Genomic DNA, 18,229 nt, shown 5'->3' with positions numbered 1-18,229 from the left:
AGTCGTTTGATTTGGAGTTTAGCGTTATGCTAAATACTACGCAAGCAACATTTAGCAATTTGCGCATTTATCATTTTGCTAAAAGCGGTAACAATGCAGGGATGGAAAATAAAGAAATCAGAAAGGCCAACCTGGAATCGCTGTACGAAAAGCGCCAGAACGAATCTGGAATGACTAAGGCACAGTTCGCCGAACTCATCGAGACAAGTCCTGCTGCGCTTAGCCAGCTTCTTGGACCAAATCCTAACCGCAATATTGGCGATAGGATGGCTCGAAAAATTGAAACTACGCTTAATCTGCCTTTTGGCTGGATGGACGTTTTACACACCAGTGAAAAAACTTCTAATGTTTCCTTTCGAGAAATCAACGATGCGAAAGGTAGCTATCCTGTAATTAGTTGGGTTAGTGCGGGGCAGTGGATGGAAGCTGTAGAACCTTATCATCGCAGGTCAATAGATCGCTGGTATGACACCACCGTAGAGTGTTCAGAGGATTCTTTCTGGCTTGATGTGAAGGGAGACTCTATGACTTCACCTGTTGGGCTAAGTATTCCTGAAGGTGCGGCAATTCTTGTCGATCCTTTAGTGGAACCCAGAAACGGAAAGTTGGTGGTTGCCAAGCTCGAAAGTGACAACGAGGCAACATTTAAGAAGCTCGTTATTGATGCCGGTCGTCGATTTCTTAAACCACTTAACCCGCAATATCCGATGCTTGAGGTAAACGGTAACTGTAAAATTATAGGCGTTGTTGTTGACGCAAAAATTCTGAATATCCCATAAAAACTACCAATTATATTTTTGGCAAAGACGCCGTGTTAGGATGCTTACGATTACAAACAATGGGAATAACATAATGAAAAAAATGGCGATAGTAATACTTGTAGCGTTAACCGTGGCTGGTTGTGCTTCTTCAGGTAATCAGCAGCTTAAGAATGAGACTGAAACCAGCGTACAGACTAAAATCCAAGAAGGTAAAACCACCAAGGCAGAGGTGAAAACTACCTTTGGATCACCTGATGCCGTCTCTTATACTGACGGCGGAAATGAGATCTGGAAGTATTCGTTTGCCAAGGTGAAGGTTAACGGAACCAGCTTTATCCCCTTCTACGGTCTTTTCCACAATGGAACAAATGGTACGAAGAAAGAGCTAACCATCTTGTTTAAGGACGACAAAGTGCAGAAATATACAATGGCAGAGTCTGCTATTAACACTAAATCAGGATGGGCAGACTAAGCTATATCCCCGGTAATGCGCCGGGGTTTATTTCCCTTTCCTCATAAGCTCTGCAGTATCGCGTAATAATCCTTTATGAATGGTGTTCTTCACCGCCTTACGCTTCCCCTCAAGAAATCCAACTATGTTGTCGCGATTGATTTCTATGCTGTTATAAATCAACTCAATTACCACTACCCCGATCTCGCCAGCCATGAAGGCAATGCGATCCTCCTTTAGATCATCCACTTCCTCTTTCATTTTTCTCACCGTATCAATTGTTCAACGTTTTTCCAGTATAGCACCAACCTCATGCATAAAATTTATTCCTTTATTAATCAATACGCTAAATAAAATACGATAATTATTTAGCATTTTGCTATTGCGGAAAATTTAGCATCACGCTAAATTCAACCCATCGAAACGAAACATCGACAGCTGAGCGAAGTTAGCCAGCGGCGAAGTGGAGATTCGGTCAGTCGAACGGCGCGACAGTAAACCATGCGTCGGGAGTGCGGCGGGTTCAGGATGAACGGCAATGCACTTAACGGATTTACCAGCTGGTATTTACGAGTGCCATCCGGCAAATCAACCACCAACTAAGGAGAGCATATGCGACGGCGAATGTTATCAATCGGAGAAGACTAAGACTGCCTGGCGCCGATCAAGATTGATCTAAGCGTGTACTCCCCCGCGATGCGGGGGTTTACACATCAGGAGTGCTTTGGGGTGTGGTGAAGCTCAACGGCGATCTAGGGAATAGGCTTGCGGCAAAAATTCGCGATGAAAACCGCAAGGCGCGCGTAACCCAATCGGCAGCGCACCGATGGAAGCTGGTTCGACTCCAGCCGCCACACCACCAAAGCATTTCTCCCGCATCAGCGGGTAACGACAGAGGGTAAGGCGATGATTGAAGACAAGATAAAGCGGATTGATTCCGCAATATCACTTCTACGCAGCATGAAAACAGACATAACGCGGCTCAGCAAACTTAGCGCCAAAGACTTTCGCGATATGACCCCAAAGCAATGCTCGAAGCGAAACGCAGACGCTGATTGGATAGCAATGGAGTTAATAAAGCGCGGACATGAACTTCATGCACTGGCAGTAGAGCTTGGTTTTGCGGAGCGCCGAATTAGCTATGAAGAAATTGAACTCACAGATAGTTGGCATCGATTTAAATACAAGCCACGGGAACCACAGTAGCCGCTGATCAGCGGCTTTTTTCATACCTCACCGTTCTCGATGAGTGCGGTTAGTTATGACAACCGGCGGCCATCCACCGCCAGATATTGCGCAACCCCATTATTAATGTTCCGTTCGCCGCGATAAGGCCAAGAGGATTTATGAGTAACCCAATCACAGTAGGTTTTTCAGGCCTGACTAAGCGAATTTTCGCTGGCCGATCAAAGCCAAGCAAATTGGCGCCCGGGGTTCGCGAGTTCACCGGTGAGAAATTTGATGTCACTGACGAGGCACTATTTGCAGTGGCCAATCTTCTCGCGGTTCGTGATGACATCCTGATATTCCAGGCAGCTGATGGGAAAGAGATTCACCTCCGCGCCGACATCAAAGAAAAGCGGGAGGCATCATGAGCAAACTCAAACCGGGAAACGTCTATATCGAAATATCCCACAACCAATCTGGTGGCCTATCCCTGTGCGTCAGCAATGACGATTTCGGGTGTCGTATTTCCGGTGACAAGGTTGGCGGGTGCGACACTTTGAAGCGCTTTGAGGTAGATGCGGAAAAGTTGATTTCTGAAATTCGAGAGCACCTCAACGACCGGGAGGCCTCATGACAGTCACCCACAACGGAAAGCAGTACACCGCCAAAAAGCTCAACGATAACGAGTGGCAGCTGACGTCTGTATCGGCACCGCGTGAAAAGCTGACGCTTAACCGCTGGCAGATGCATATCGCTGGCCTCCTGGAACAGGTTGAGGTGAAGGTATGATTTCCCACTACGGCACTACCCCGCTCATTCGCCAGTGTGTAATGCCTGGCATGATGGCATTGCATGAAGGCCGAACCTATCGCGTCTCAGCAGTCATTCAGGAGCGCAAATGGGTTTACCTGCACACCGATGCAGAAATCATCCGCCTTAGTAACTGTGTGATTGACGTCCTCCTGGACGGTCACGGTAACCCTATCCAGCACTAACCATCCTATTCAACCTACCAGGCAGGCTAGACGCTGCCGGGATTTGCTCGCACTTTTTAAGGAGTTTCCATGCAACCTTATGAACGATTAACCGCTGATCGCCTGGCAAGTTTGCCAGAAGGTTCACGCCTCAAACTCGGTGGTCAAATTATCAAACTCACCGGGCGCGGATCATTCACCAACAGCGCCGGACAAACCGAGAATATGATTGAGTACGTCGATTCTCGCGGCGTGCCTGGTAGCTTTTCTGAAAGTATTTTCCTGGAATCAGCAACTGAGCATCTCAATTCTGTGATGTGCGATAACTGCGGCGCCAGGCGGCATCCAAAAGACTGTGTAGTCCGTTCTGTATCCACATACATGTCAACTCGCCAGTCTCACTTTTGTGAAGACAAAGGATGCGCTGACCTCTACTTCCTGAAGCATCCAACCCACCATAAAACAACGCGGAGAACTCAATGGTAATTCAGCAAAACGGATTGCTGATGGTTGCCCTGCTCTGCCTGCTGTATGACCTGCAGCCGGCAGACCTCGAATCTCTGGCCCACCAGCTCGCAGAGTTTGACGCAGTTAACGATCACCTTACGGAGATGAAGCATGTTGCGAGTAATTGATACAGAAACAACCAGCCTGGAAGGCAGCGTACTGGAGATTGCCAGCGTGGATATCGTCGACGGCGTTATCTGCAACCCGATGAGCGACTTTGTGAAGCCCACTGAGGCGATAAGCTTCGAGGCGATGGCTATCCATCACATCACCGAAGATATGGTTGCCGACGCTCCACTGATTAGCGAGGTTATCCATCGTTACCTGGGCGCCCAGGCTTACGTTGCGCACAACGCAAAATTCGACAAATCGAAATTGCCTCAAATCGATGCGCCGTGGATCTGTACTGCAAAGCTGGCTCGTGTCCTTCTCCCTGACCATCCAAGTCACAGCAACCAGTACTTACGTTACAGCCTGGGGCTGAAGCCTGAACTGCCTGAAGGTTTGTATGCGCACCGCGCGCTGTATGACTGCTACGTCACCGCAGAGCTTCTCCTGTATATGGGCCGCCTTGCGAAGTGGACGTTTGGCGAAATGCGCACTATTTCAAACAACCCATCACTGATTAAGGCGATCCGCTTTGGTAAGCACAAGGGGCTAACGTTCGAAGAAATCGCAAAAATCGACCCTGGTTATCTCCGCTGGCTGTCCAGTAACAGCGACGACGAAGACATTCTCTTCACCATCAAACACTGGCTTAAGGGGTGATTTATGGCGGTGATGACACTCATCCTTGCCGACTCCGGGTATGGCAAGACGTACAGCATCCGCAACGTGAACCCGGAAAACGCTATTCTCGCTCGCTGTATTCGCAAGGCCCTGCCATTTCGCAACACTGGATGGAAACTCCACGGCAAACGCCTGCCGGACAACTCCATCCAGCGCGGGAACGTCGTAGATATCCGTAACGGAAGACATCTTCTTGATGTCATTCGTAACGCAGCTCAAAGCAGCCGAAAGATGCTGATCATCGATGATTTTCAGGCTGTCATGCAGCACGAAAACATGGACCGGGCTTACGAGACTGGCTACACCAAGTTCACCGAAATGGCAGAGCACGCCTGGCGCATCATTGAAGCAGCCACCCAATTACCTGACGACTTCCGCGTCTATTTCCTCGCTCACACCGAAGAGAGCGAAGGAAAAATCAGGATGAAGACAGTCGGCAAGATGCTTAACGAAAAGCTCACACCCGAAGGCTACTTCCCTATCGTGCTGCGCATCATCAAGCGCGACGGCAAACACCTTTTCCTGTTGAAGGGCGACGACAACGACACCGTGAAATGTCCACCTGACCTGTTCGGGCCGGAAGTGACTGACATGGATAACGACCTGGCGGCGTTCGACAACGCAATTTCTGAATTCACTGACTTATAAGAGAGATAACGATGAACCAACCAATCAGTTTTACCTGGAATCAGCAGTCTGCAGAAGCAGCGCTCAAGGCTGGCTCCTCCGCTGGCATTTCTGAAACCGGCGCATACGAAGGTGTAATTACGTCTGCTGTGTATGAATTCGGCAAGGATGGCTCACAATCGCAGGCGCTGGTTCTTTCACTCGACGCTGACGGACAGAAAGCAAACTTCCTGCGCATTAACTTCCTCGGTCGCGATGGTAGCCAGACGTTCGGCATGGGCCTGATCGCCGCCATTATGTGGGCTGCGCAGGTAAAAGACGCACAAGCTCAACAGCGACAAGGTCAAAGCGGCCCTGAATGGTGCCTACCTGCTTTAGAGGGTAAACGGGTCGGACTCTTCCTGCAGAAGATCCTCACAACTAAGCAGGATGGCAGCGGTGACAGCTACAAATTCGAGGTTCGCCACGTTTTCCAGCCAGGTTCGCGCCTGACCTACAAAGAGTTCACCGATAAAACACCAGCAGAAGCGATCGCCACGCTCGAGCGCACCATGAAAGACAAAGATGACCGCAAACCTCACGACTCTTCCCGCGGCGGGTGGGGTGCGCCAACACATAGCGGCGGCGGATGGGGCGGTAATCAGCAGGACCCTAACGCGGTTCCTGAGTCTCGACTGCAACAGGCCAATCGCCAGGTATCGCAAAACAATCAGCATCCTCAGTTCGATGACGATATCCCCTTCTAGGATTTAGCCTACGGAGCGCCTTATGAGCTGGACAAAAAAAGAACTGGCGCTCCTGTGGCGCCACACAAACGCAGAAGTCGCTGAGATGACCGGTCGCAGTATCGAAGAGGTCGGAGATAAGCGGCTGCAAACCAATATAGAGCGTAATGGCTGGGATGTTAACGATCCGGAGCGGGAGGATGCATGAGCAAAGTAGGCGATTATTTCTTTGAGTTCCCGGCGTCGCGCGGCATGCAGGGTAGCACGGCGACTTACATGATCACGGCACCTGCCCGCGCGCTGACGCGCATACTTGCCTCCGACAATCACGGCAGCACGCTCGAGCGCTCTCAACGCGAAATCAATCAGGCGCGCGTGAAGAAGTTTTACCAGTACTTAGTCAATGCATACCAAAATAAAGAGCCCTTCATCATCCCGCCGCTGGTCGGCAACTGCGACGCGGATATTGAGTTTGAAGAGTTCGGCAATACGAATGTGGGCGTCGCACGCTTCCCTATGGATGCAGTGATCAAGCTGTTCGACGGCCAGCACCGCGCCGCCGGGTTAGCTGAGTTCTGCCGGACTTACGGAGAGCCAATCAGCATCCCGCTGATGCTGACCCATAATCTCCCACTGAAGGCACGCCAGCAGTTCTTCTCCGATATCAACAACAACGTCTCGAAACCTTCCGCTGCGATCAACATGGCCTATGACGGGCGTAATGAGGTGGCCCAGGGGATGGTGTCGTTCCTGTCTCAGCACGACACCTTCTCAGAGGTTACAGACTTCGAGCACAACGTCGTTCCGGCGAAAGGTAAGTTATGGGTGAGCTTCAAGGCGCTTAGCGACGCGACGGCTAAGTTTGCCAATGCGGGCAGTAAGCCGCTGGAAATGGGCGACATCGAATCCATCTGGGAGGCCTGGTTGGCCCTGACGCAGATCGAAGCGATTCGCCACGGCACCAGCCAGGCAGACTACAGGCGTGACTACATTCAGTTCCACGCGGTAATGATCAATGCCTTCGGCTACGCCGTTAAGCGGCTGATGGCTGACCACTCAATTGTCGATATCGTCCAGATGATTGAGGAACTGGCGAGCAGTGCGGGCTCCACTGAGATGGAAGACTTCTTCCTGATTTCGCGCTGGGGCGGTATCTGCGTGAATGCAGAAAAAGACCGTCCAACGATTATTGCCTCCGTTCCGGCGCAGAAATCTGCTGCTGAGCGGCTCGTCAAAGTTATCCAGGCGAAAAGACTCGGGGAATAGTTATGACAATGCAGATGCACTCAATGCCATGGCCTGAATCTCAGGCCATTTTTTTGTCCAAAACTTATCTGTACATGGATATGGATGAACTGTGCGCAACGTTACAGCGCACCAAAGCGTCTATCCAGATGAAGGCCAGCAGCATGGGGCTTTACCGTTGTGGGAAATTAGCCATCGACGATCTGCAGCTGATTGAAGCCCTGCTTGATGCCGGTCTTGAGCATGCGGTTATCGCCAGAAAGTTCGAGCTCTCAGAGCCTCAGCTAATAAGGGTTCTGGAAACGGGAGCCTTTCATTGCGATATCTGCGCCACGTTCTCCGCGTCTATGCGTTCCTCTTACTGGAAATTCGACGGAGAGCCGCAAAGGACTTATAGCTGCTGTCCGGCGTGTTGCCGGGCGATGGTTGAAAGCTTTAACGCAGGACACGACGGACCGTTGCTGGCACGCAGACGGGAGGCGGCATGACCTATCAACTACACGTCGGGCGTTGCGAGGACGCCCTGAAAACGCTGCCGGATAACTCAGTTGACGCCATCGTGACGGATCCTCCGTACGGGCTCAGCTTCATGAATCACAAATGGGATTACGACGTCCCAACAGTTGAGCAGTGGCAGGAATGCCTGCGCGTTCTCAAGCCTGGAGGACACCTGCTGGCGTTCGGCGGATCGCGAACTTATCACCGACTTGTCGTCAACGTTGAGGATGCCGGGTTCGAAATACGCGACCAAATCCTCTGGATTTACGGCAGCGGCTTCCCCAAGTCGCATAATCTTGATGGCGATTTTGATGGCTGGGGAACGGCTCTTAAGCCTGCGCACGAACCGATCGTCATGGCTCGAAAGCCATTCAAGCAAACCGTGTCCGCCAACATGAACGAGCACGGTACCGGAGCAATCAATATCGACGCCTGCCGGATACCGACCGATGAGGCGCTTAATGGTGGCTCCGGCGGGCTGCTTTCGCATCAGCGTGACGGTACTAAACCGGTTGCAGACTACGAGCAGGCACCGGAAGGACGCTGGCCAGCCAACATCATTCACGACGGAAGTGATGTTGTCGTGTCAGCGTTCCCTGATGCGAAAGGCCAGCAAGGAGCGCTTACCGGCAATGAGCCAAGCTCTAAAATGGGTGCGGCGAATTGCTATGGGCAAATGGACCGGCGGCACGAGTCAACTCCACGTATCGATAGCAGCAAGAGCGCCGCCAGGTTCTTCTACTGCGCAAAAGTGAAACCGAAGGAGCGCGACGAAGGCCTCGAGAGATTCATCGCGACGTCGGCCAGCGACATGACCGGCGGACGTAAAGAAGGAAGCGTCGGCATTAACGATCCGCGCGCCGGTGCCGGGCGAACCAGTGGCGCGAAAAACAATCACCCCACCGTTAAGCCGATCGCTCTGATGAGTTATCTCTGCAGGCTGATTACTCCGCCAGGCGGTACCGTGCTTGATCCGTGGATGGGAAGCGGGAGCACTGGACGGTCGGCTATCGAGGAAGGTTTCAACTTCATCGGCATCGACCTTAACCCTGATTACGTAACCATTGCTTCTGCGCGAATTGCTTACTCCTTCAAAAAGACGACGGAGGCCGCATGACGCCAGCAGCCTATTACAACGAAATCGACCCGTTCGCTGCGCAGTGGCTGCGTAACCTGATCGCCGGCGGTCATATCGCTCCGGGCGAAGTTGATGAAAGGAGTATTGAAGATGTCACACCTGACGACCTACGAGGCTTCACGCAGTGCCACTTCTTCGCCGGAATTGGCGTCTGGTCCCATTCCCTGCGCCTCGCCGAATGGCCGGACGATAAACCCGTCTGGACCGGGTCCTGCCCGTGCCAGCCTTTCAGCGCGGCAGGCAAAGGAGATGGGTTTGCTGACGAGCGGCACCTTTGGCCCCACTTCTTCCACCTCATCAGCGAGCGCAGACCTCAGCATGTCTTTGGCGAACAGGTTGCAAGCGGTAACGCAAACACATGGTTCGACCTTGTACAAGCTGACCTGGAAGGAATGGGATACGCCTTCGGGCTTGTGCCGTTTGCGGCAGCGGGCGTCGGTGCGCCGCACATCAGAGAGCGGGCTTATTGGGTGGCCAACTCCACAGGTGAGCAATATTACCAACGCAACGACAGTGCAGATGAGCGGGGATGGTCGAGAAACTCCGAACAAAATAGGTTGGGCAGCAGCATTGACGGGATGGGTAACGCCGACGTCACGAGACTGGAAGGACTCAGCAGGCATGACTGCGCTGCGGGAAGGGAAGGATCGTCTGAACCAACTACCACGACAAACGTTCATGACAGGCTGGCCTACACCGACAACAAACAACACTCGATCGCCATCAGTGGATGCGGCAATGAACATGTATCGACAGGACGGCAGCAAGACCCAGCAGCGTTTGCAGGACTTCGCGGGGATTACCGGGCCCTTGAGGTTAACGGTTTTTGGCGAGATGCGGACTGGCTCTTATGTCGAGATGGCAAATGGCGTCCGGTTGAACCCGGCACATTCCCGCTGGTTGATGGGGCTGCCGCGCGCCTGGGACGAGTCGAGCCCGGGGTGGCAAGAGTGGCAGGCCGCAACCGCACAGGCCGACTTAAGGGTTACGGCAACGCCGTAAACGCACAGGCTGCGGCTGAATTTATCCGGGCCTATATGGAGGGGTTATGACGCCAGAACATCAAAACATCATCCGATCCCAGGCACGCAAATGCATCGTTGAATGCAAGGCTGCCATCGCCGCTAATCCGGGGAATCGCGATTCAGTGACTCGACCAATCATCCTTCGTCATTACGACCAGATAAAAACCATCTGCCAGCCATTCTCCCTATTCCTTGTAACTATCGGCCAGATTAACGGCATTCTGAAGGAACGTTCCTCATGAACAGAGCCTCACCAGTTGATTTGAGAAAAAGCCTCGAAATAGCCAACCACCTCGCACACATCGGGATTCGCTTTGTGCCGATCCCGGTGGCGACCGAGGAGGAATTCCAGACGCTGGCCGCCGAGTTATCGCGACGGCTTGAGCAGATGGCGGTCGAAGCCGAGAAGAATGAAGGCGGTGCTGCATGAAGGCACTAATCACCCGGGAGCTTAAGGCTCCTTTTTTATTGCTGGCGTTCACCTTCAACCGAATTAACCGACAGTTCTGGGAGCATTGACCATGGCCGATATCATCGATACCGCAGCAGAGATTGAAGAGCTTCAGCGTAACGCTGCCCTTTCAGCTCACCGCATCGACCGCAACGCCGTATCAGCAGAGCACTGCGAAGAATGCGGAGAGGATATCCCCGAGCCGCGGCGCGCTGCCGTTCCCGGCTGCCAGACGTGCGCGGAATGCCAAGGAGCTATTGAGTTGAGGAATAAGCAAAGGGGGATCCAGTGAAAGAGCGTGGAATGATTTTTAATGGCGAGATGGTGCGCGCCATCCTCGAAGGCAGGAAGACGCAGACGCGGCGCATCATGAAGGTTCAGCCGTCTGATGGTTTTCACCCAACGCATAACGGTTACGATCTGGATTTAAACGCCCACTGGTACACGCCCGGCGTGGTCGATAAAAACGGATACCTGCAGCCTGCAAAGAAAGATGTATTTGGAGTTGCTGATGAGAATGAAGGCTACACCTGCCCGTTCGGTGCAGTCGGCGATCGCATCTGGGTGCGAGAGACGTGGGCCCAATTAGGCAATGAAGACGGGTGCCCAATTGACTGGAACGACAACCTTGTCAAAGGCGGCGGGCCTGAAGCAGCACGTATTTATCGAGCCAGTTGCGAGCAGAAAGAAGGTAATTATGGCCTGTGGTCGATTCCCGATGATGCCTACTGGAAACCACATACTGACGATCTTCAGTACGATGGGACATGGTGCCCATCAATTCACATGCCACGCTGGGCCAGTCGCCTAACGCTTGAGATAACCGGCGTGCGAGTGGAACGCTTAGCCAGCGTCAGCGATGAAGACGCGGGAAAAGAAGGTTATCCGGCAAATCCTGCGCCTTACGGCGGGACCATGGATAAATGGCTGTGGTTCCGCGGATTATGGGACGGCATCTATCCGGATCAAAGCTTCAAACACAACCCATGGGTTTGGGTAATCGAATTTAAGGTGGTGCCCAATGTTCAGGATAATCCAGCCTAATACCTGGTACGCCGATCCCCACGGCGCGCCATGCAAAATCCTCCGCGCTACCCACGAAGTAATCCACTACATCCGCAACGGCCGCACCTGCATTGCCAGCATGGGACGCTTTAATCAGGATTTCGAGCCGCTGACCAAAGCACAGGCCGAGCGGATCGCCGAAGAAATCGAAACAGCAGAACATCTGAAGAAGCTGCGCGCCCAGCGTGCGGCGTAAGGAGAAAGAATGCCAAACCACGTAACAAACGAAATCCGCGTTATCGGTGGAACCAATAAACAGCGCCTCGCGTTTATCAGATCAATCACCAATAAGCGCGGGAATATTGATTTCAACAATATTTCTCGCATGCCAAAGAGCCTGATGATTGACGAAAGTTCCTGGGTGGAAAAACTTGCCAGTGCTATCGCTGGCGAGCACATGGGCCGCTTCGCATTCGAGGAAATTGAAAGCCCATCAGCAGTAATCGAAATGATGCGCAAGCACGGAAGCACGGACAAATACATAAAAAAGGTGAAGCAGCACGCATTAATGCGCATCGAGAATAAGCGCCGTTACGGGTTTTATTCCTGGTACGACTGGTCATGCGCCAAATGGGGAACAAAGTGGAATGCCTACAGTGTAGAAATGCCGATCGACAGGTCGCGTGAACGAGTTAAGCGAGGCTACCAGCATCGACCAACGCACGTGCGGGCATACGATAAACGTGTTTTCAAAAAGAAGCTAGCACGTCATGCAGCGAGCGGCGCCCCTCTGGTGATTCGTTTTGAGACGGCATGGAGTTGCCCTGAGCCTGTTTACCATGAGCTCGCCAGCAGATTCCCGCACCTCGAGTTTCATATCCGTTATGCGGATGAAGATATGGGTAGCAACTGCGGAACAGTCCTGCTGAAAGATGGTGCATGGTCAGCAGATGACATTGCTCCGCGCTGAAGTGAACAGACAGAAGAAGAGCATTTCAAATGGCGAAAGTTTGCTTTTCAGGTTCGCTACCCAGGCGACACGCCACAACAGCACGGCATGAATGACCTGTACAAATACGACGAAGACGAAGACGACTGACGCAACTGATAGCCAGTTATGAGCTGGCTATTGGGTGCGAAAGCACTGCTCCGTTATCCCTTGATGTTATTGCCCACTCCGGTGGGCTTCTTTTTGCCTGGAGAAAGCCAGTGGAACAATTCAGCCTTACCCTCGATGAAGCATGCGCCCTGCTCGGCATATCCAGACCAACTGCAACAAACTGGATCCGTTCAGGAAGGCTACAAGCTACACGTAAAGACCCATCAAAACCTAAATCCCCTTACCTCACAACCAGGCAGGCCTGCATTGCGGCACTCAGATCGCCGTTGCATACTGTCGTGGTGAGCGCGGGTGATGCACATAAAGAGGATCGCAAATGTCCATCTTCCGCAGAGGTGAAATATGGTACGCCTCGTACTCGCTCCCGGGCGGGAAGCGAATTAAGGAATCTCTTGGCACAGCGGACAAACGGCAAGCGCAGGAGTTGCACGACAAGCGAAAAGCCGAACTCTGGCGAGTAGACAGACTCGGTGACTTTCCTGATGTGACTTTTGAGGAAGCATGTTTACGCTGGATTGAAGAGAAATCAGATAAGAAATCGCTCGATACAGATAAAGGCCGGATGGGATTCTGGCTTGAGCAATTTGAAGGAGTGAGACTGAAGGATATTACTGAGGCAAGGATTTACTCAGCAGTCAGCAGGATGCATAACCGGAGTCATCTGGAGATATGGAAGGCAAAAGTGGCAGCAGCCAGGAAGAAAGGAAATCCAGAACCGGAGTATGTCGCTAAGCCTGTCACAACCTCTACCAAAGCCAAACATCTTGCATTGATGAAAGCCATTCTGAGATCGGCAGAACGCGACTGGAAGTGGCTGGAGAAAGCACCAGTCATCAAGATACCGGCAGTGCGAAATAAGCGAGTGAGATGGCTGGAGAAGGATGAGGCAAAAAGGCTGATTGATGAATGTCCGGAGCCGTTAAAGTCAGTCGTCAAGTTCGCGTTGGCTACAGGTTTACGGCGTTCGAACATCATCAATCTTGAGTGGCAACAGATAGACATGCAGCGACGGGTGGCATGGGTTAACCCGGAGGACAGTAAATCAAATAGAGCTATTGGCGTAGCGCTGAATGATACCGCATGTAAGGTTCTGCGAGATCAGATAGGCAATCATCATAAATTTGTGTTCGTACACACAAAAGCAGGAAGAAGGCCTGATGGTTCTGTCACTCCTGCGGTCAGGAAAATGAGAGTAGATGATGGTCGCGCATGGAAATCGGCATGCATGCGAGCGGGGATTGAAGATTTCCGGTTCCACGACCTGCGACATACATGGGCAAGCTGGCTTATTCAGTCAGGTGTACCGTTGTCTGTTCTTCAGGAGATGGGTGGCTGGGAGTCGATAGAAATGGTGCGTCGGTATGCCCACCTCGCGCCTAATCATCTGACCGAACATGCGAAGCAAATAGACTCGATTTTTAACGATGATGTCCCAAATATGTCCCACGAGGGAAATATGGAGGCTGGCGGAAATGGTTAACTCGTTGATTTCTAATGGCGCCCCCTACAGGATTCGAACCTGTGACCGACGGCTTAGAAGGCCGTTGCTCTATCCAGCTGAGCTAAGGGAGCATTGAACAGCAATGCGGGTGATACAAAACTGGTCGGTATTATACGTTCACAACCTTAGCGGTCAATGGCTTTCCTCTCAACTGCTTGAGTTATGAGCATCCCGTCTGTGTGCAGGGCAAATCCCCTTCAGATAACCCTCTAAAACAACGCCAATAGTAAGCGGTAACTGACAACCGCCTTCACTTCTGACAAAATAGCGCCATCCCCTTTGACGTGAAGTAACAGATGGAATCCTCTCTCTGATGGCAGCAAAGATTATTGACGGTAAAACGATTGCGCAGCAGGTGCGCTCTGAGGTTGCTCAAAAAGTTCAGGCGCGTATTGAGGCCGGGCGTCGAGCTCCTGGCCTGGCGGTAGTGCTGGTAGGCAGCAACCCGGCTTCGCAGATTTATGTGGCAAGCAAGCGTAAAGCCTGTGACGAAGTGGGATTCGTCTCCCGCTCGTATGACCTGCCGGAAACCACCAGCGAGGCGGAACTGCTTGAGCTGATTGATACGCTCAACGCCGACAACACTATCGACGGTATTCTGGTGCAGTTGCCACTTCCGGCAGGCATCGATAATGTCAAAGTGCTGGAACGAATTGATCCTGATAAAGACGTGGACGGTTTCCATCCTTACAACGTCGGTCGCCTGTGCCAGCGCGCCCCGCGTTTGCGCCCCTGCACGCCGCGCGGGATTGTCACCCTGCTCGAACGTTACAACATCGATCTCTATGGTCTGAATGCGGTCGTGATCGGTGCCTCTAACATCGTGGGTCGTCCCATGAGTATGGAACTGCTACTGGCCGGTTGCACCACTACGGTGACCCACCGCTTCACCAAAAATCTGCGTCATCACGTTGAGCATGCCGATCTGCTGATCGTTGCCGTCGGGAAACCGGGCTTTATTCCAGGTGAGTGGATCAAAGAAGGCGCTATCGTGGTTGATGTCGGCATCAACCGTCTGGAAAATGGCAAAGTCGTCGGCGACGTGGTATTTGAAGACGCTGCCGCACGTGCCTCGTACATTACGCCCGTACCGGGCGGCGTGGGGCCAATGACGGTCGCCACACTTATCGAAAACACGCTACAGGCGTGCGTTGAATATCACGATCCTCAGGACAATTAATATGGCAACCTTTTCTTTAGGCAAGCATCCTCACGTTGAACTGTGCGATTTGCTGAAACTGGAAGGCTGGAGTGAAAGCGGCGCCCAGGCGAAAATGGCGATTGCCGAAGGTCAGGTAAAAGTTGACGGCGCGGTAGAAACCCGCAAGCGCTGTAAAATCGTGGCCGGCCAAACCGTGAGTTTTGCCGGACAGACCATCACCGTAACAGCCTGAGCGGTCTGACACCTCAACCCGATCTCTCTTTCGGAGATGTCGGGTTGAGGCTCCCCTTCTCCTCCCCTGTCACCCTACGACCATAGCGGTTAATTATCGATCAACTTCAAAGAATCACGATTTCATTTGATGAAGCGTGAAATTTCAGTTGCGCAAAATCCACGCCTTCATCACGATAAGTAGAACGTTCTACTATAACGTTCTACTTACAATAACAGCGTCAATATAAACGCTACTCGGGGGAATCAGCATGAGTCTGATATCAGGGTTTGTTAAATCGTTGTCTAAATTATCAATGATTGGTCGCGCTTTAATGCTGCCAATTTCACTACTTCCTGCTGCGGGCCTGCTGCTGGCCTTCGGAGATAAATTCCATCTGCCGCTGATGATGAACGCAGGCGGCGTTATCTTTGATAACCTGCCGATGTTGTTTGCTATCGGCTCTGCCGTCGGTCTCGCTTCAGAATCGGGTATTGCCGCGCTGTCGGCGGCGGTCTCCGTGTTTGTCACCAATATCACCATCAGTACGGTGCTGAGCATCACGCCGGAGATGGCCTCCCAGGGCGGTAAATACGCGATGGTGGTCGGAATCCCGACCCTGCAGATGGGCGTCTTTGGCGGTCTGATCTGCGGTATTCTCGCCGCCTGGTGTTACAACCGCTTTCACACCATGCAGTTGCCGGAATTCCTCGGTTTCTTCTCTGGTAAACGTTTTGTGGCCATCGCCACCGCGTTTCTCTCCTTCGTACTCGGTCTGCTGCTGCCCTACGTCTGGCAACATATTCAGTCCGGTATCGATGCGCTCTCGGTGGTGGTTAACGGCGATAATCAAGCGGTCTCAACCTTTATCTTTGGCCTGGTTGAACGCGCGCTGATCCCGCTCGGTTTACATCACATCTGGTATCCCTCTTTCTGGTATTCCTTTGGAGATTACACCACTCAGGCCGGCCAGGTGATCCACGGCGATCAGACCATCTGGTTCAAAATGCTGGAGGAAGGGGTCAAATCCTTCAGTAGCGATACCTATCAAAACGCCGGTAAGTTTATGCAGGGCGAGTTCCCGCTGATGCTGTTCGCGCTGCCTGCGGCATGTCTGGCGATGTATCACGAAGCACACACGAAGAATAAGAAAATTGCCGCCGGTATTCTGTTCTCGGCGGCACTCACCTGCTTCCTGACAGGGATCACCGAGCCGGTTGAGTTCACCTTTATCTTCGTGGCACCGATTCTGTACGTCTTCAACGCCGTGATGGCGGGTCTGGCCTATATGACCATGTACCTGCTGCATGCGCATATTGCCAAATCGTTCTCCGCCGGTTTCATCGACTACCTGTCGTTTGGCATTCTGCCGTCCTTCAATGGTTATCAGACCAACTTCCTGAACGCCATTATCATCGGTGTGCCGATGGCGCTGATTTACTACTTTACCTTCCGCTTTGTCATTCGCCGTTTCGATATCAAAACGCCAGGTCGAACCGAAGTGACCGCCAATGCCAACGACAAGACGGATACGGAAATTGCCACTGAAATCATCGGCCTGCTGGGCGGTGCGCAAAATATCGACTCCGTCGGCTCCTGCATCACCCGTCTGCGTCTGGAAGTGGCGAAAAGCGACGTGGTCGATAAAGACGGTCTCAACGGCCTCGGCGCGCGCGGCGTGGTCTTTGTCGGCGACAACGGTATCCAGGTGATTTTCGGTGCCAGAGCACAGTTTATCGCCCAGACCATGTCCACGATGATCGGCAAATAATAAGATGTCTGAGTGACACGTCTCCTGTACGCTGGGAGACGTTGTTGTATCAGGCTGATAACCGGTAATTTTCAGGGAGCGATTTTGAAGAAAGTCAGCATTATTGATGTGGCAAAGCTGGCGGGCGTTTCGGTCTCAACCGTTTCGCTGGTGTTACGCCAGAAAGGGAAAATCTCAGAGGCAACCATTGAGAAGGTTCATGCCGCCATCAATACGCTTGGCTATGTCCATAACATCGCCGCGGCGAATCTTCGCGCTAACACCTCTAATTTGATCGGCCTGATCCTGCGCGATTTTAGCGACAGCTTTTCCATCAAGGTAATGGCAAGCATTGTTCAGGAACTGGAAAAAAACGGTTTTATGGTTTTTCTCGGCCAACCGCTTAACGATGGCGATCACCTGGAGCGCTGTCTGCTGTCGTTTAAGCAGCAGGGCGTCGCCGGGGTGATTTACCTCGCCTCTGATAATCGCGCCTCAACATTGCCAGAGAAAATCCGCCACTGCCCGCTACCGCTGGTGGTGGTGTCTCAGTCGCTGCTGGAAGACAAATGCGATCTGGTGATGCGCGATAATCGCCAGGCCGCGAATCTGGCGACCCGCTACCTCATCGAGCGCGGGCACCGTAATATCGCCTATATCGGCGGTCAGGAAGGCTGCCACATTCGTGAGCAACGACTGCTGGGTTTTCGCAGCGCGATGACGCAGAACGGCCTGGTGTATCGCGAAGAGTCCGCACCAGCCTGTAGTGACGACACTCAGGCGGCGGGGCTCGCCACACGCCAGTTACTGGAAAAAAACAACACCTTCACCGCCCTGCTTTGCCATTCTCCCGCCGCGATGATTGGCTCGTTCTCCGGCATTCATCAGGTTGGGCGCACGGTCGGGAAAGATGTTTTCCTCACGCAACAGGTTGCCCTGATTGGGTTCGAAGACATGCTCCACGTGAATCTGACCTCGCCGTCATTGACCTATGTTTCATCCGCCAGTGAAGAGACCGGACGCCAGGCGGCAGTCCTTATGATGCGCAAACTGAAAGAGCCGGCGCTACAAATCCAGCGCATTACCCTTTCCGGTCAACTGGTCGTGCGCGAATCGGCGTAA

At 52.5% G+C, this 18,229-nt stretch carries 29 protein-coding genes, 1 tRNA gene and 1 pseudogene; 29 read left to right on the top strand and 2 right to left on the bottom strand.

Going from position 1 to position 18,229, the window contains the following annotated elements; all coding sequences use genetic code 11:
- Nucleotides 1-26 precede the first annotated feature (26 nt).
- Complete coding sequence (locus HVX64_RS06985) at nt 27-779, top strand: LexA family transcriptional regulator (RefSeq protein WP_181825332.1); 753 nt, start codon at nt 27-29, stop codon at nt 777-779.
- Between the two features lie 73 nt (nt 780-852).
- Complete coding sequence (locus HVX64_RS06980; protein ID WP_181825331.1) at nt 853-1,233, top strand: hypothetical protein; 381 nt, start codon at nt 853-855, stop codon at nt 1,231-1,233.
- A 27-nt stretch (nt 1,234-1,260) separates the two neighbouring features.
- Here HVX64_RS06980 and HVX64_RS06975 read toward each other — a convergent pair whose 3' ends face one another.
- Nucleotides 1,261-1,473 (bottom strand): hypothetical protein, encoded by a 213-nt coding sequence (locus tag HVX64_RS06975; protein WP_181825330.1) that lies wholly within the window; start codon nt 1,471-1,473, stop codon nt 1,261-1,263.
- A gap of 645 nt (nt 1,474-2,118) precedes the next feature.
- Between HVX64_RS06975 and HVX64_RS06970 the strand changes: the two genes are divergently transcribed.
- The 23 genes and pseudogenes from HVX64_RS06970 (at nt 2,119) to HVX64_RS06860 (ending at nt 13,963) form a co-directional block, all read left to right on the top strand.
- On the top strand, nt 2,119-2,418 hold the full coding sequence (locus HVX64_RS06970; RefSeq protein WP_125339844.1) for a regulator: 300 nt from the start codon (nt 2,119-2,121) through the stop codon (nt 2,416-2,418).
- Between the two features lie 140 nt (nt 2,419-2,558).
- On the top strand, nt 2,559-2,807 hold the full coding sequence (locus HVX64_RS06965) for a hypothetical protein (RefSeq protein ID WP_181825329.1): 249 nt from the start codon (nt 2,559-2,561) through the stop codon (nt 2,805-2,807).
- Nucleotides 2,804-3,013 (top strand): hypothetical protein, encoded by a 210-nt coding sequence (locus HVX64_RS06960; RefSeq protein ID WP_180252633.1) that lies wholly within the window; start codon nt 2,804-2,806, stop codon nt 3,011-3,013. Before HVX64_RS06965 ends, HVX64_RS06960 begins: the two co-directional genes overlap by 4 nt.
- Entirely contained in the window at nt 3,010-3,168 is a 159-nt protein-coding gene (locus HVX64_RS06955; RefSeq protein WP_177205267.1) for a hypothetical protein, read from the top strand. The genes HVX64_RS06960 and HVX64_RS06955 overlap by 4 nt, the downstream gene beginning before the upstream one ends.
- Nucleotides 3,165-3,374 carry a cell division protein FtsZ gene (locus HVX64_RS06950; RefSeq protein WP_181825328.1) on the top strand — a complete coding sequence of 70 codons (210 nt, stop codon included), beginning with the start codon at nt 3,165-3,167 and terminating at the stop codon, nt 3,372-3,374. Before HVX64_RS06955 ends, HVX64_RS06950 begins: the two co-directional genes overlap by 4 nt.
- 69 nt (nt 3,375-3,443) lie before the next feature.
- Nucleotides 3,444-3,839, top strand: coding sequence for a hypothetical protein (locus tag HVX64_RS06945; RefSeq protein WP_181825327.1), 396 nt, complete (start codon nt 3,444-3,446; stop codon nt 3,837-3,839).
- Nucleotides 3,833-3,988: a hypothetical protein gene (locus HVX64_RS06940; RefSeq protein ID WP_171862468.1), complete on the top strand. Its 156-nt coding sequence runs from the start codon at nt 3,833-3,835 to the stop codon at nt 3,986-3,988. The genes HVX64_RS06945 and HVX64_RS06940 overlap by 7 nt, the downstream gene beginning before the upstream one ends.
- The gene (gene exoX, locus HVX64_RS06935) at nt 3,972-4,628 is read left to right on the top strand and encodes an exodeoxyribonuclease X (RefSeq protein WP_181825326.1); all 657 of its coding nucleotides are present in this window, start codon (nt 3,972-3,974) and stop codon (nt 4,626-4,628) included. Before HVX64_RS06940 ends, exoX begins: the two co-directional genes overlap by 17 nt.
- A gap of 3 nt (nt 4,629-4,631) precedes the next feature.
- Complete coding sequence (locus tag HVX64_RS06930) at nt 4,632-5,297, top strand: ATP-binding protein (RefSeq protein ID WP_115614604.1); 666 nt, start codon at nt 4,632-4,634, stop codon at nt 5,295-5,297.
- 11 nt (nt 5,298-5,308) lie between these two features.
- Nucleotides 5,309-6,022 carry a hypothetical protein gene (locus HVX64_RS06925; RefSeq protein ID WP_181825325.1) on the top strand — a complete coding sequence of 238 codons (714 nt, stop codon included), beginning with the start codon at nt 5,309-5,311 and terminating at the stop codon, nt 6,020-6,022.
- 22 nt (nt 6,023-6,044) lie between these two features.
- Nucleotides 6,045-6,209, top strand: a complete 165-nt coding sequence (locus tag HVX64_RS06920; RefSeq protein ID WP_181825324.1) for a hypothetical protein — start codon at nt 6,045-6,047, stop codon at nt 6,207-6,209.
- On the top strand, nt 6,206-7,267 hold the full coding sequence (locus tag HVX64_RS06915; protein ID WP_181825323.1) for a DGQHR domain-containing protein: 1,062 nt from the start codon (nt 6,206-6,208) through the stop codon (nt 7,265-7,267). The genes HVX64_RS06920 and HVX64_RS06915 overlap by 4 nt, the downstream gene beginning before the upstream one ends.
- A gap of 53 nt (nt 7,268-7,320) precedes the next feature.
- The gene (locus HVX64_RS06910) at nt 7,321-7,734 is read left to right on the top strand and encodes a hypothetical protein (protein WP_181825322.1); all 414 of its coding nucleotides are present in this window, start codon (nt 7,321-7,323) and stop codon (nt 7,732-7,734) included.
- The gene (locus HVX64_RS06905) at nt 7,731-8,861 is read left to right on the top strand and encodes a site-specific DNA-methyltransferase (RefSeq protein ID WP_181825321.1); all 1,131 of its coding nucleotides are present in this window, start codon (nt 7,731-7,733) and stop codon (nt 8,859-8,861) included. The genes HVX64_RS06910 and HVX64_RS06905 overlap by 4 nt, the downstream gene beginning before the upstream one ends.
- Nucleotides 8,858-9,934: a DNA cytosine methyltransferase gene (locus HVX64_RS06900; protein ID WP_125339851.1), complete on the top strand. Its 1,077-nt coding sequence runs from the start codon at nt 8,858-8,860 to the stop codon at nt 9,932-9,934. Before HVX64_RS06905 ends, HVX64_RS06900 begins: the two co-directional genes overlap by 4 nt.
- Nucleotides 9,931-10,149, top strand: coding sequence for a hypothetical protein (locus HVX64_RS06895; RefSeq protein WP_125339852.1), 219 nt, complete (start codon nt 9,931-9,933; stop codon nt 10,147-10,149). Before HVX64_RS06900 ends, HVX64_RS06895 begins: the two co-directional genes overlap by 4 nt.
- On the top strand, nt 10,146-10,337 hold the full coding sequence (locus HVX64_RS06890; protein ID WP_022650956.1) for a DUF1382 family protein: 192 nt from the start codon (nt 10,146-10,148) through the stop codon (nt 10,335-10,337). Before HVX64_RS06895 ends, HVX64_RS06890 begins: the two co-directional genes overlap by 4 nt.
- A gap of 91 nt (nt 10,338-10,428) precedes the next feature.
- Nucleotides 10,429-10,650 (top strand): TraR/DksA family transcriptional regulator, encoded by a 222-nt coding sequence (locus tag HVX64_RS06885; RefSeq protein ID WP_181825320.1) that lies wholly within the window; start codon nt 10,429-10,431, stop codon nt 10,648-10,650.
- A gap of 11 nt (nt 10,651-10,661) precedes the next feature.
- Nucleotides 10,662-11,402 carry a hypothetical protein gene (locus HVX64_RS06880; protein ID WP_181825425.1) on the top strand — a complete coding sequence of 247 codons (741 nt, stop codon included), beginning with the start codon at nt 10,662-10,664 and terminating at the stop codon, nt 11,400-11,402.
- Nucleotides 11,380-11,619 carry a DUF4222 domain-containing protein gene (locus HVX64_RS06875; RefSeq protein ID WP_129318017.1) on the top strand — a complete coding sequence of 80 codons (240 nt, stop codon included), beginning with the start codon at nt 11,380-11,382 and terminating at the stop codon, nt 11,617-11,619. The genes HVX64_RS06880 and HVX64_RS06875 overlap by 23 nt, the downstream gene beginning before the upstream one ends.
- Before the next feature lie 9 nt (nt 11,620-11,628).
- Nucleotides 11,629-12,333 (top strand): hypothetical protein, encoded by a 705-nt coding sequence (locus tag HVX64_RS06870; RefSeq protein ID WP_249418898.1) that lies wholly within the window; start codon nt 11,629-11,631, stop codon nt 12,331-12,333.
- Nucleotides 12,334-12,572: 239 nt separating this feature from the next.
- A pseudogene (locus HVX64_RS24090) lies at nt 12,573-12,635 on the top strand (DNA-binding protein); the annotation flags it as partial.
- 164 nt (nt 12,636-12,799) lie between these two features.
- Nucleotides 12,800-13,963 (top strand): site-specific integrase, encoded by a 1,164-nt coding sequence (locus tag HVX64_RS06860; protein ID WP_249418897.1) that lies wholly within the window; start codon nt 12,800-12,802, stop codon nt 13,961-13,963.
- Between the two features lie 15 nt (nt 13,964-13,978).
- Here the strand turns inward: HVX64_RS06860 and HVX64_RS06855 are convergent.
- Nucleotides 13,979-14,055 (bottom strand) — tRNA-Arg (locus tag HVX64_RS06855).
- A 242-nt stretch (nt 14,056-14,297) separates the two neighbouring features.
- Here HVX64_RS06855 and folD point away from each other — a divergent pair.
- The 4 genes from folD (at nt 14,298) to malI (ending at nt 18,229) form a co-directional block, all read left to right on the top strand.
- Entirely contained in the window at nt 14,298-15,164 is an 867-nt protein-coding gene (folD, locus tag HVX64_RS06850) for a bifunctional methylenetetrahydrofolate dehydrogenase/methenyltetrahydrofolate cyclohydrolase FolD (protein ID WP_043001513.1), read from the top strand.
- 1 nt (nt 15,165) lies between these two features.
- The gene (ybcJ, locus tag HVX64_RS06845; protein ID WP_043001514.1) at nt 15,166-15,378 is read left to right on the top strand and encodes a ribosome-associated protein YbcJ; all 213 of its coding nucleotides are present in this window, start codon (nt 15,166-15,168) and stop codon (nt 15,376-15,378) included.
- A 250-nt stretch (nt 15,379-15,628) separates the two neighbouring features.
- Nucleotides 15,629-17,128: a PTS transporter subunit EIIC gene (locus tag HVX64_RS06840; RefSeq protein WP_043001515.1), complete on the top strand. Its 1,500-nt coding sequence runs from the start codon at nt 15,629-15,631 to the stop codon at nt 17,126-17,128.
- Nucleotides 17,129-17,212: 84 nt separating this feature from the next.
- A complete protein-coding gene (gene malI / locus HVX64_RS06835; RefSeq protein WP_043001516.1) occupies nt 17,213-18,229 on the top strand; it encodes a Mal regulon transcriptional regulator MalI in 1,017 nt (338 codons plus the stop codon).

It is taken from the genome of Citrobacter sp. RHB20-C16, from assembly GCF_013890155.1.
GTDB classification, from domain to species: Bacteria; Pseudomonadota; Gammaproteobacteria; order Enterobacterales; family Enterobacteriaceae; genus Citrobacter_A; species Citrobacter_A amalonaticus.
Note: the sequence above shows the minus strand (reverse complement) of the source record. Positions and strands in the feature narration are given on the sequence as shown.

What these genes read in the sequence shown, in the direction of transcription:
- HVX64_RS06975 (WP_181825330.1), bottom strand. Translation starts at nt 1,473, where the DNA reads ATGAAAGAGGAAGTGGATGATCTAAAGGAGGATCGCATTGCCTTCATG.
- ybcJ (WP_043001514.1), top strand. Translation starts at nt 15,166, where the DNA reads ATGGCAACCTTTTCTTTAGGCAAGCATCCTCACGTTGAACTGTGCGAT.
- HVX64_RS06940 (WP_171862468.1), top strand. Translation starts at nt 3,833, where the DNA reads ATGGTAATTCAGCAAAACGGATTGCTGATGGTTGCCCTGCTCTGCCTG.
- HVX64_RS06970 (WP_125339844.1), top strand. Translation starts at nt 2,119, where the DNA reads ATGATTGAAGACAAGATAAAGCGGATTGATTCCGCAATATCACTTCTA.
- HVX64_RS06945 (WP_181825327.1), top strand. Translation starts at nt 3,444, where the DNA reads ATGCAACCTTATGAACGATTAACCGCTGATCGCCTGGCAAGTTTGCCA.
- exoX (WP_181825326.1), top strand. Translation starts at nt 3,972, where the DNA reads ATGTTGCGAGTAATTGATACAGAAACAACCAGCCTGGAAGGCAGCGTA.
- HVX64_RS06930 (WP_115614604.1), top strand. Translation starts at nt 4,632, where the DNA reads ATGGCGGTGATGACACTCATCCTTGCCGACTCCGGGTATGGCAAGACG.
- HVX64_RS06860 (WP_249418897.1), top strand. Translation starts at nt 12,800, where the DNA reads ATGTCCATCTTCCGCAGAGGTGAAATATGGTACGCCTCGTACTCGCTC.
- HVX64_RS06875 (WP_129318017.1), top strand. Translation starts at nt 11,380, where the DNA reads ATGTTCAGGATAATCCAGCCTAATACCTGGTACGCCGATCCCCACGGC.
- HVX64_RS06905 (WP_181825321.1), top strand. Translation starts at nt 7,731, where the DNA reads ATGACCTATCAACTACACGTCGGGCGTTGCGAGGACGCCCTGAAAACG.
- folD (WP_043001513.1), top strand. Translation starts at nt 14,298, where the DNA reads ATGGCAGCAAAGATTATTGACGGTAAAACGATTGCGCAGCAGGTGCGC.
- HVX64_RS06840 (WP_043001515.1), top strand. Translation starts at nt 15,629, where the DNA reads ATGAGTCTGATATCAGGGTTTGTTAAATCGTTGTCTAAATTATCAATG.
- HVX64_RS06915 (WP_181825323.1), top strand. Translation starts at nt 6,206, where the DNA reads ATGAGCAAAGTAGGCGATTATTTCTTTGAGTTCCCGGCGTCGCGCGGC.
- HVX64_RS06925 (WP_181825325.1), top strand. Translation starts at nt 5,309, where the DNA reads ATGAACCAACCAATCAGTTTTACCTGGAATCAGCAGTCTGCAGAAGCA.
- HVX64_RS06980 (WP_181825331.1), top strand. Translation starts at nt 853, where the DNA reads ATGAAAAAAATGGCGATAGTAATACTTGTAGCGTTAACCGTGGCTGGT.
- HVX64_RS06965 (WP_181825329.1), top strand. Translation starts at nt 2,559, where the DNA reads ATGAGTAACCCAATCACAGTAGGTTTTTCAGGCCTGACTAAGCGAATT.
- HVX64_RS06895 (WP_125339852.1), top strand. Translation starts at nt 9,931, where the DNA reads ATGACGCCAGAACATCAAAACATCATCCGATCCCAGGCACGCAAATGC.
- HVX64_RS06920 (WP_181825324.1), top strand. Translation starts at nt 6,045, where the DNA reads ATGAGCTGGACAAAAAAAGAACTGGCGCTCCTGTGGCGCCACACAAAC.
- HVX64_RS06870 (WP_249418898.1), top strand. Translation starts at nt 11,629, where the DNA reads ATGCCAAACCACGTAACAAACGAAATCCGCGTTATCGGTGGAACCAAT.
- HVX64_RS06985 (WP_181825332.1), top strand. Translation starts at nt 27, where the DNA reads ATGCTAAATACTACGCAAGCAACATTTAGCAATTTGCGCATTTATCAT.
- HVX64_RS06955 (WP_177205267.1), top strand. Translation starts at nt 3,010, where the DNA reads ATGACAGTCACCCACAACGGAAAGCAGTACACCGCCAAAAAGCTCAAC.
- HVX64_RS06890 (WP_022650956.1), top strand. Translation starts at nt 10,146, where the DNA reads ATGAACAGAGCCTCACCAGTTGATTTGAGAAAAAGCCTCGAAATAGCC.
- HVX64_RS06960 (WP_180252633.1), top strand. Translation starts at nt 2,804, where the DNA reads ATGAGCAAACTCAAACCGGGAAACGTCTATATCGAAATATCCCACAAC.
- HVX64_RS06950 (WP_181825328.1), top strand. Translation starts at nt 3,165, where the DNA reads ATGATTTCCCACTACGGCACTACCCCGCTCATTCGCCAGTGTGTAATG.
- HVX64_RS06880 (WP_181825425.1), top strand. Translation starts at nt 10,662, where the DNA reads ATGATTTTTAATGGCGAGATGGTGCGCGCCATCCTCGAAGGCAGGAAG.
- HVX64_RS06885 (WP_181825320.1), top strand. Translation starts at nt 10,429, where the DNA reads ATGGCCGATATCATCGATACCGCAGCAGAGATTGAAGAGCTTCAGCGT.
- HVX64_RS06900 (WP_125339851.1), top strand. Translation starts at nt 8,858, where the DNA reads ATGACGCCAGCAGCCTATTACAACGAAATCGACCCGTTCGCTGCGCAG.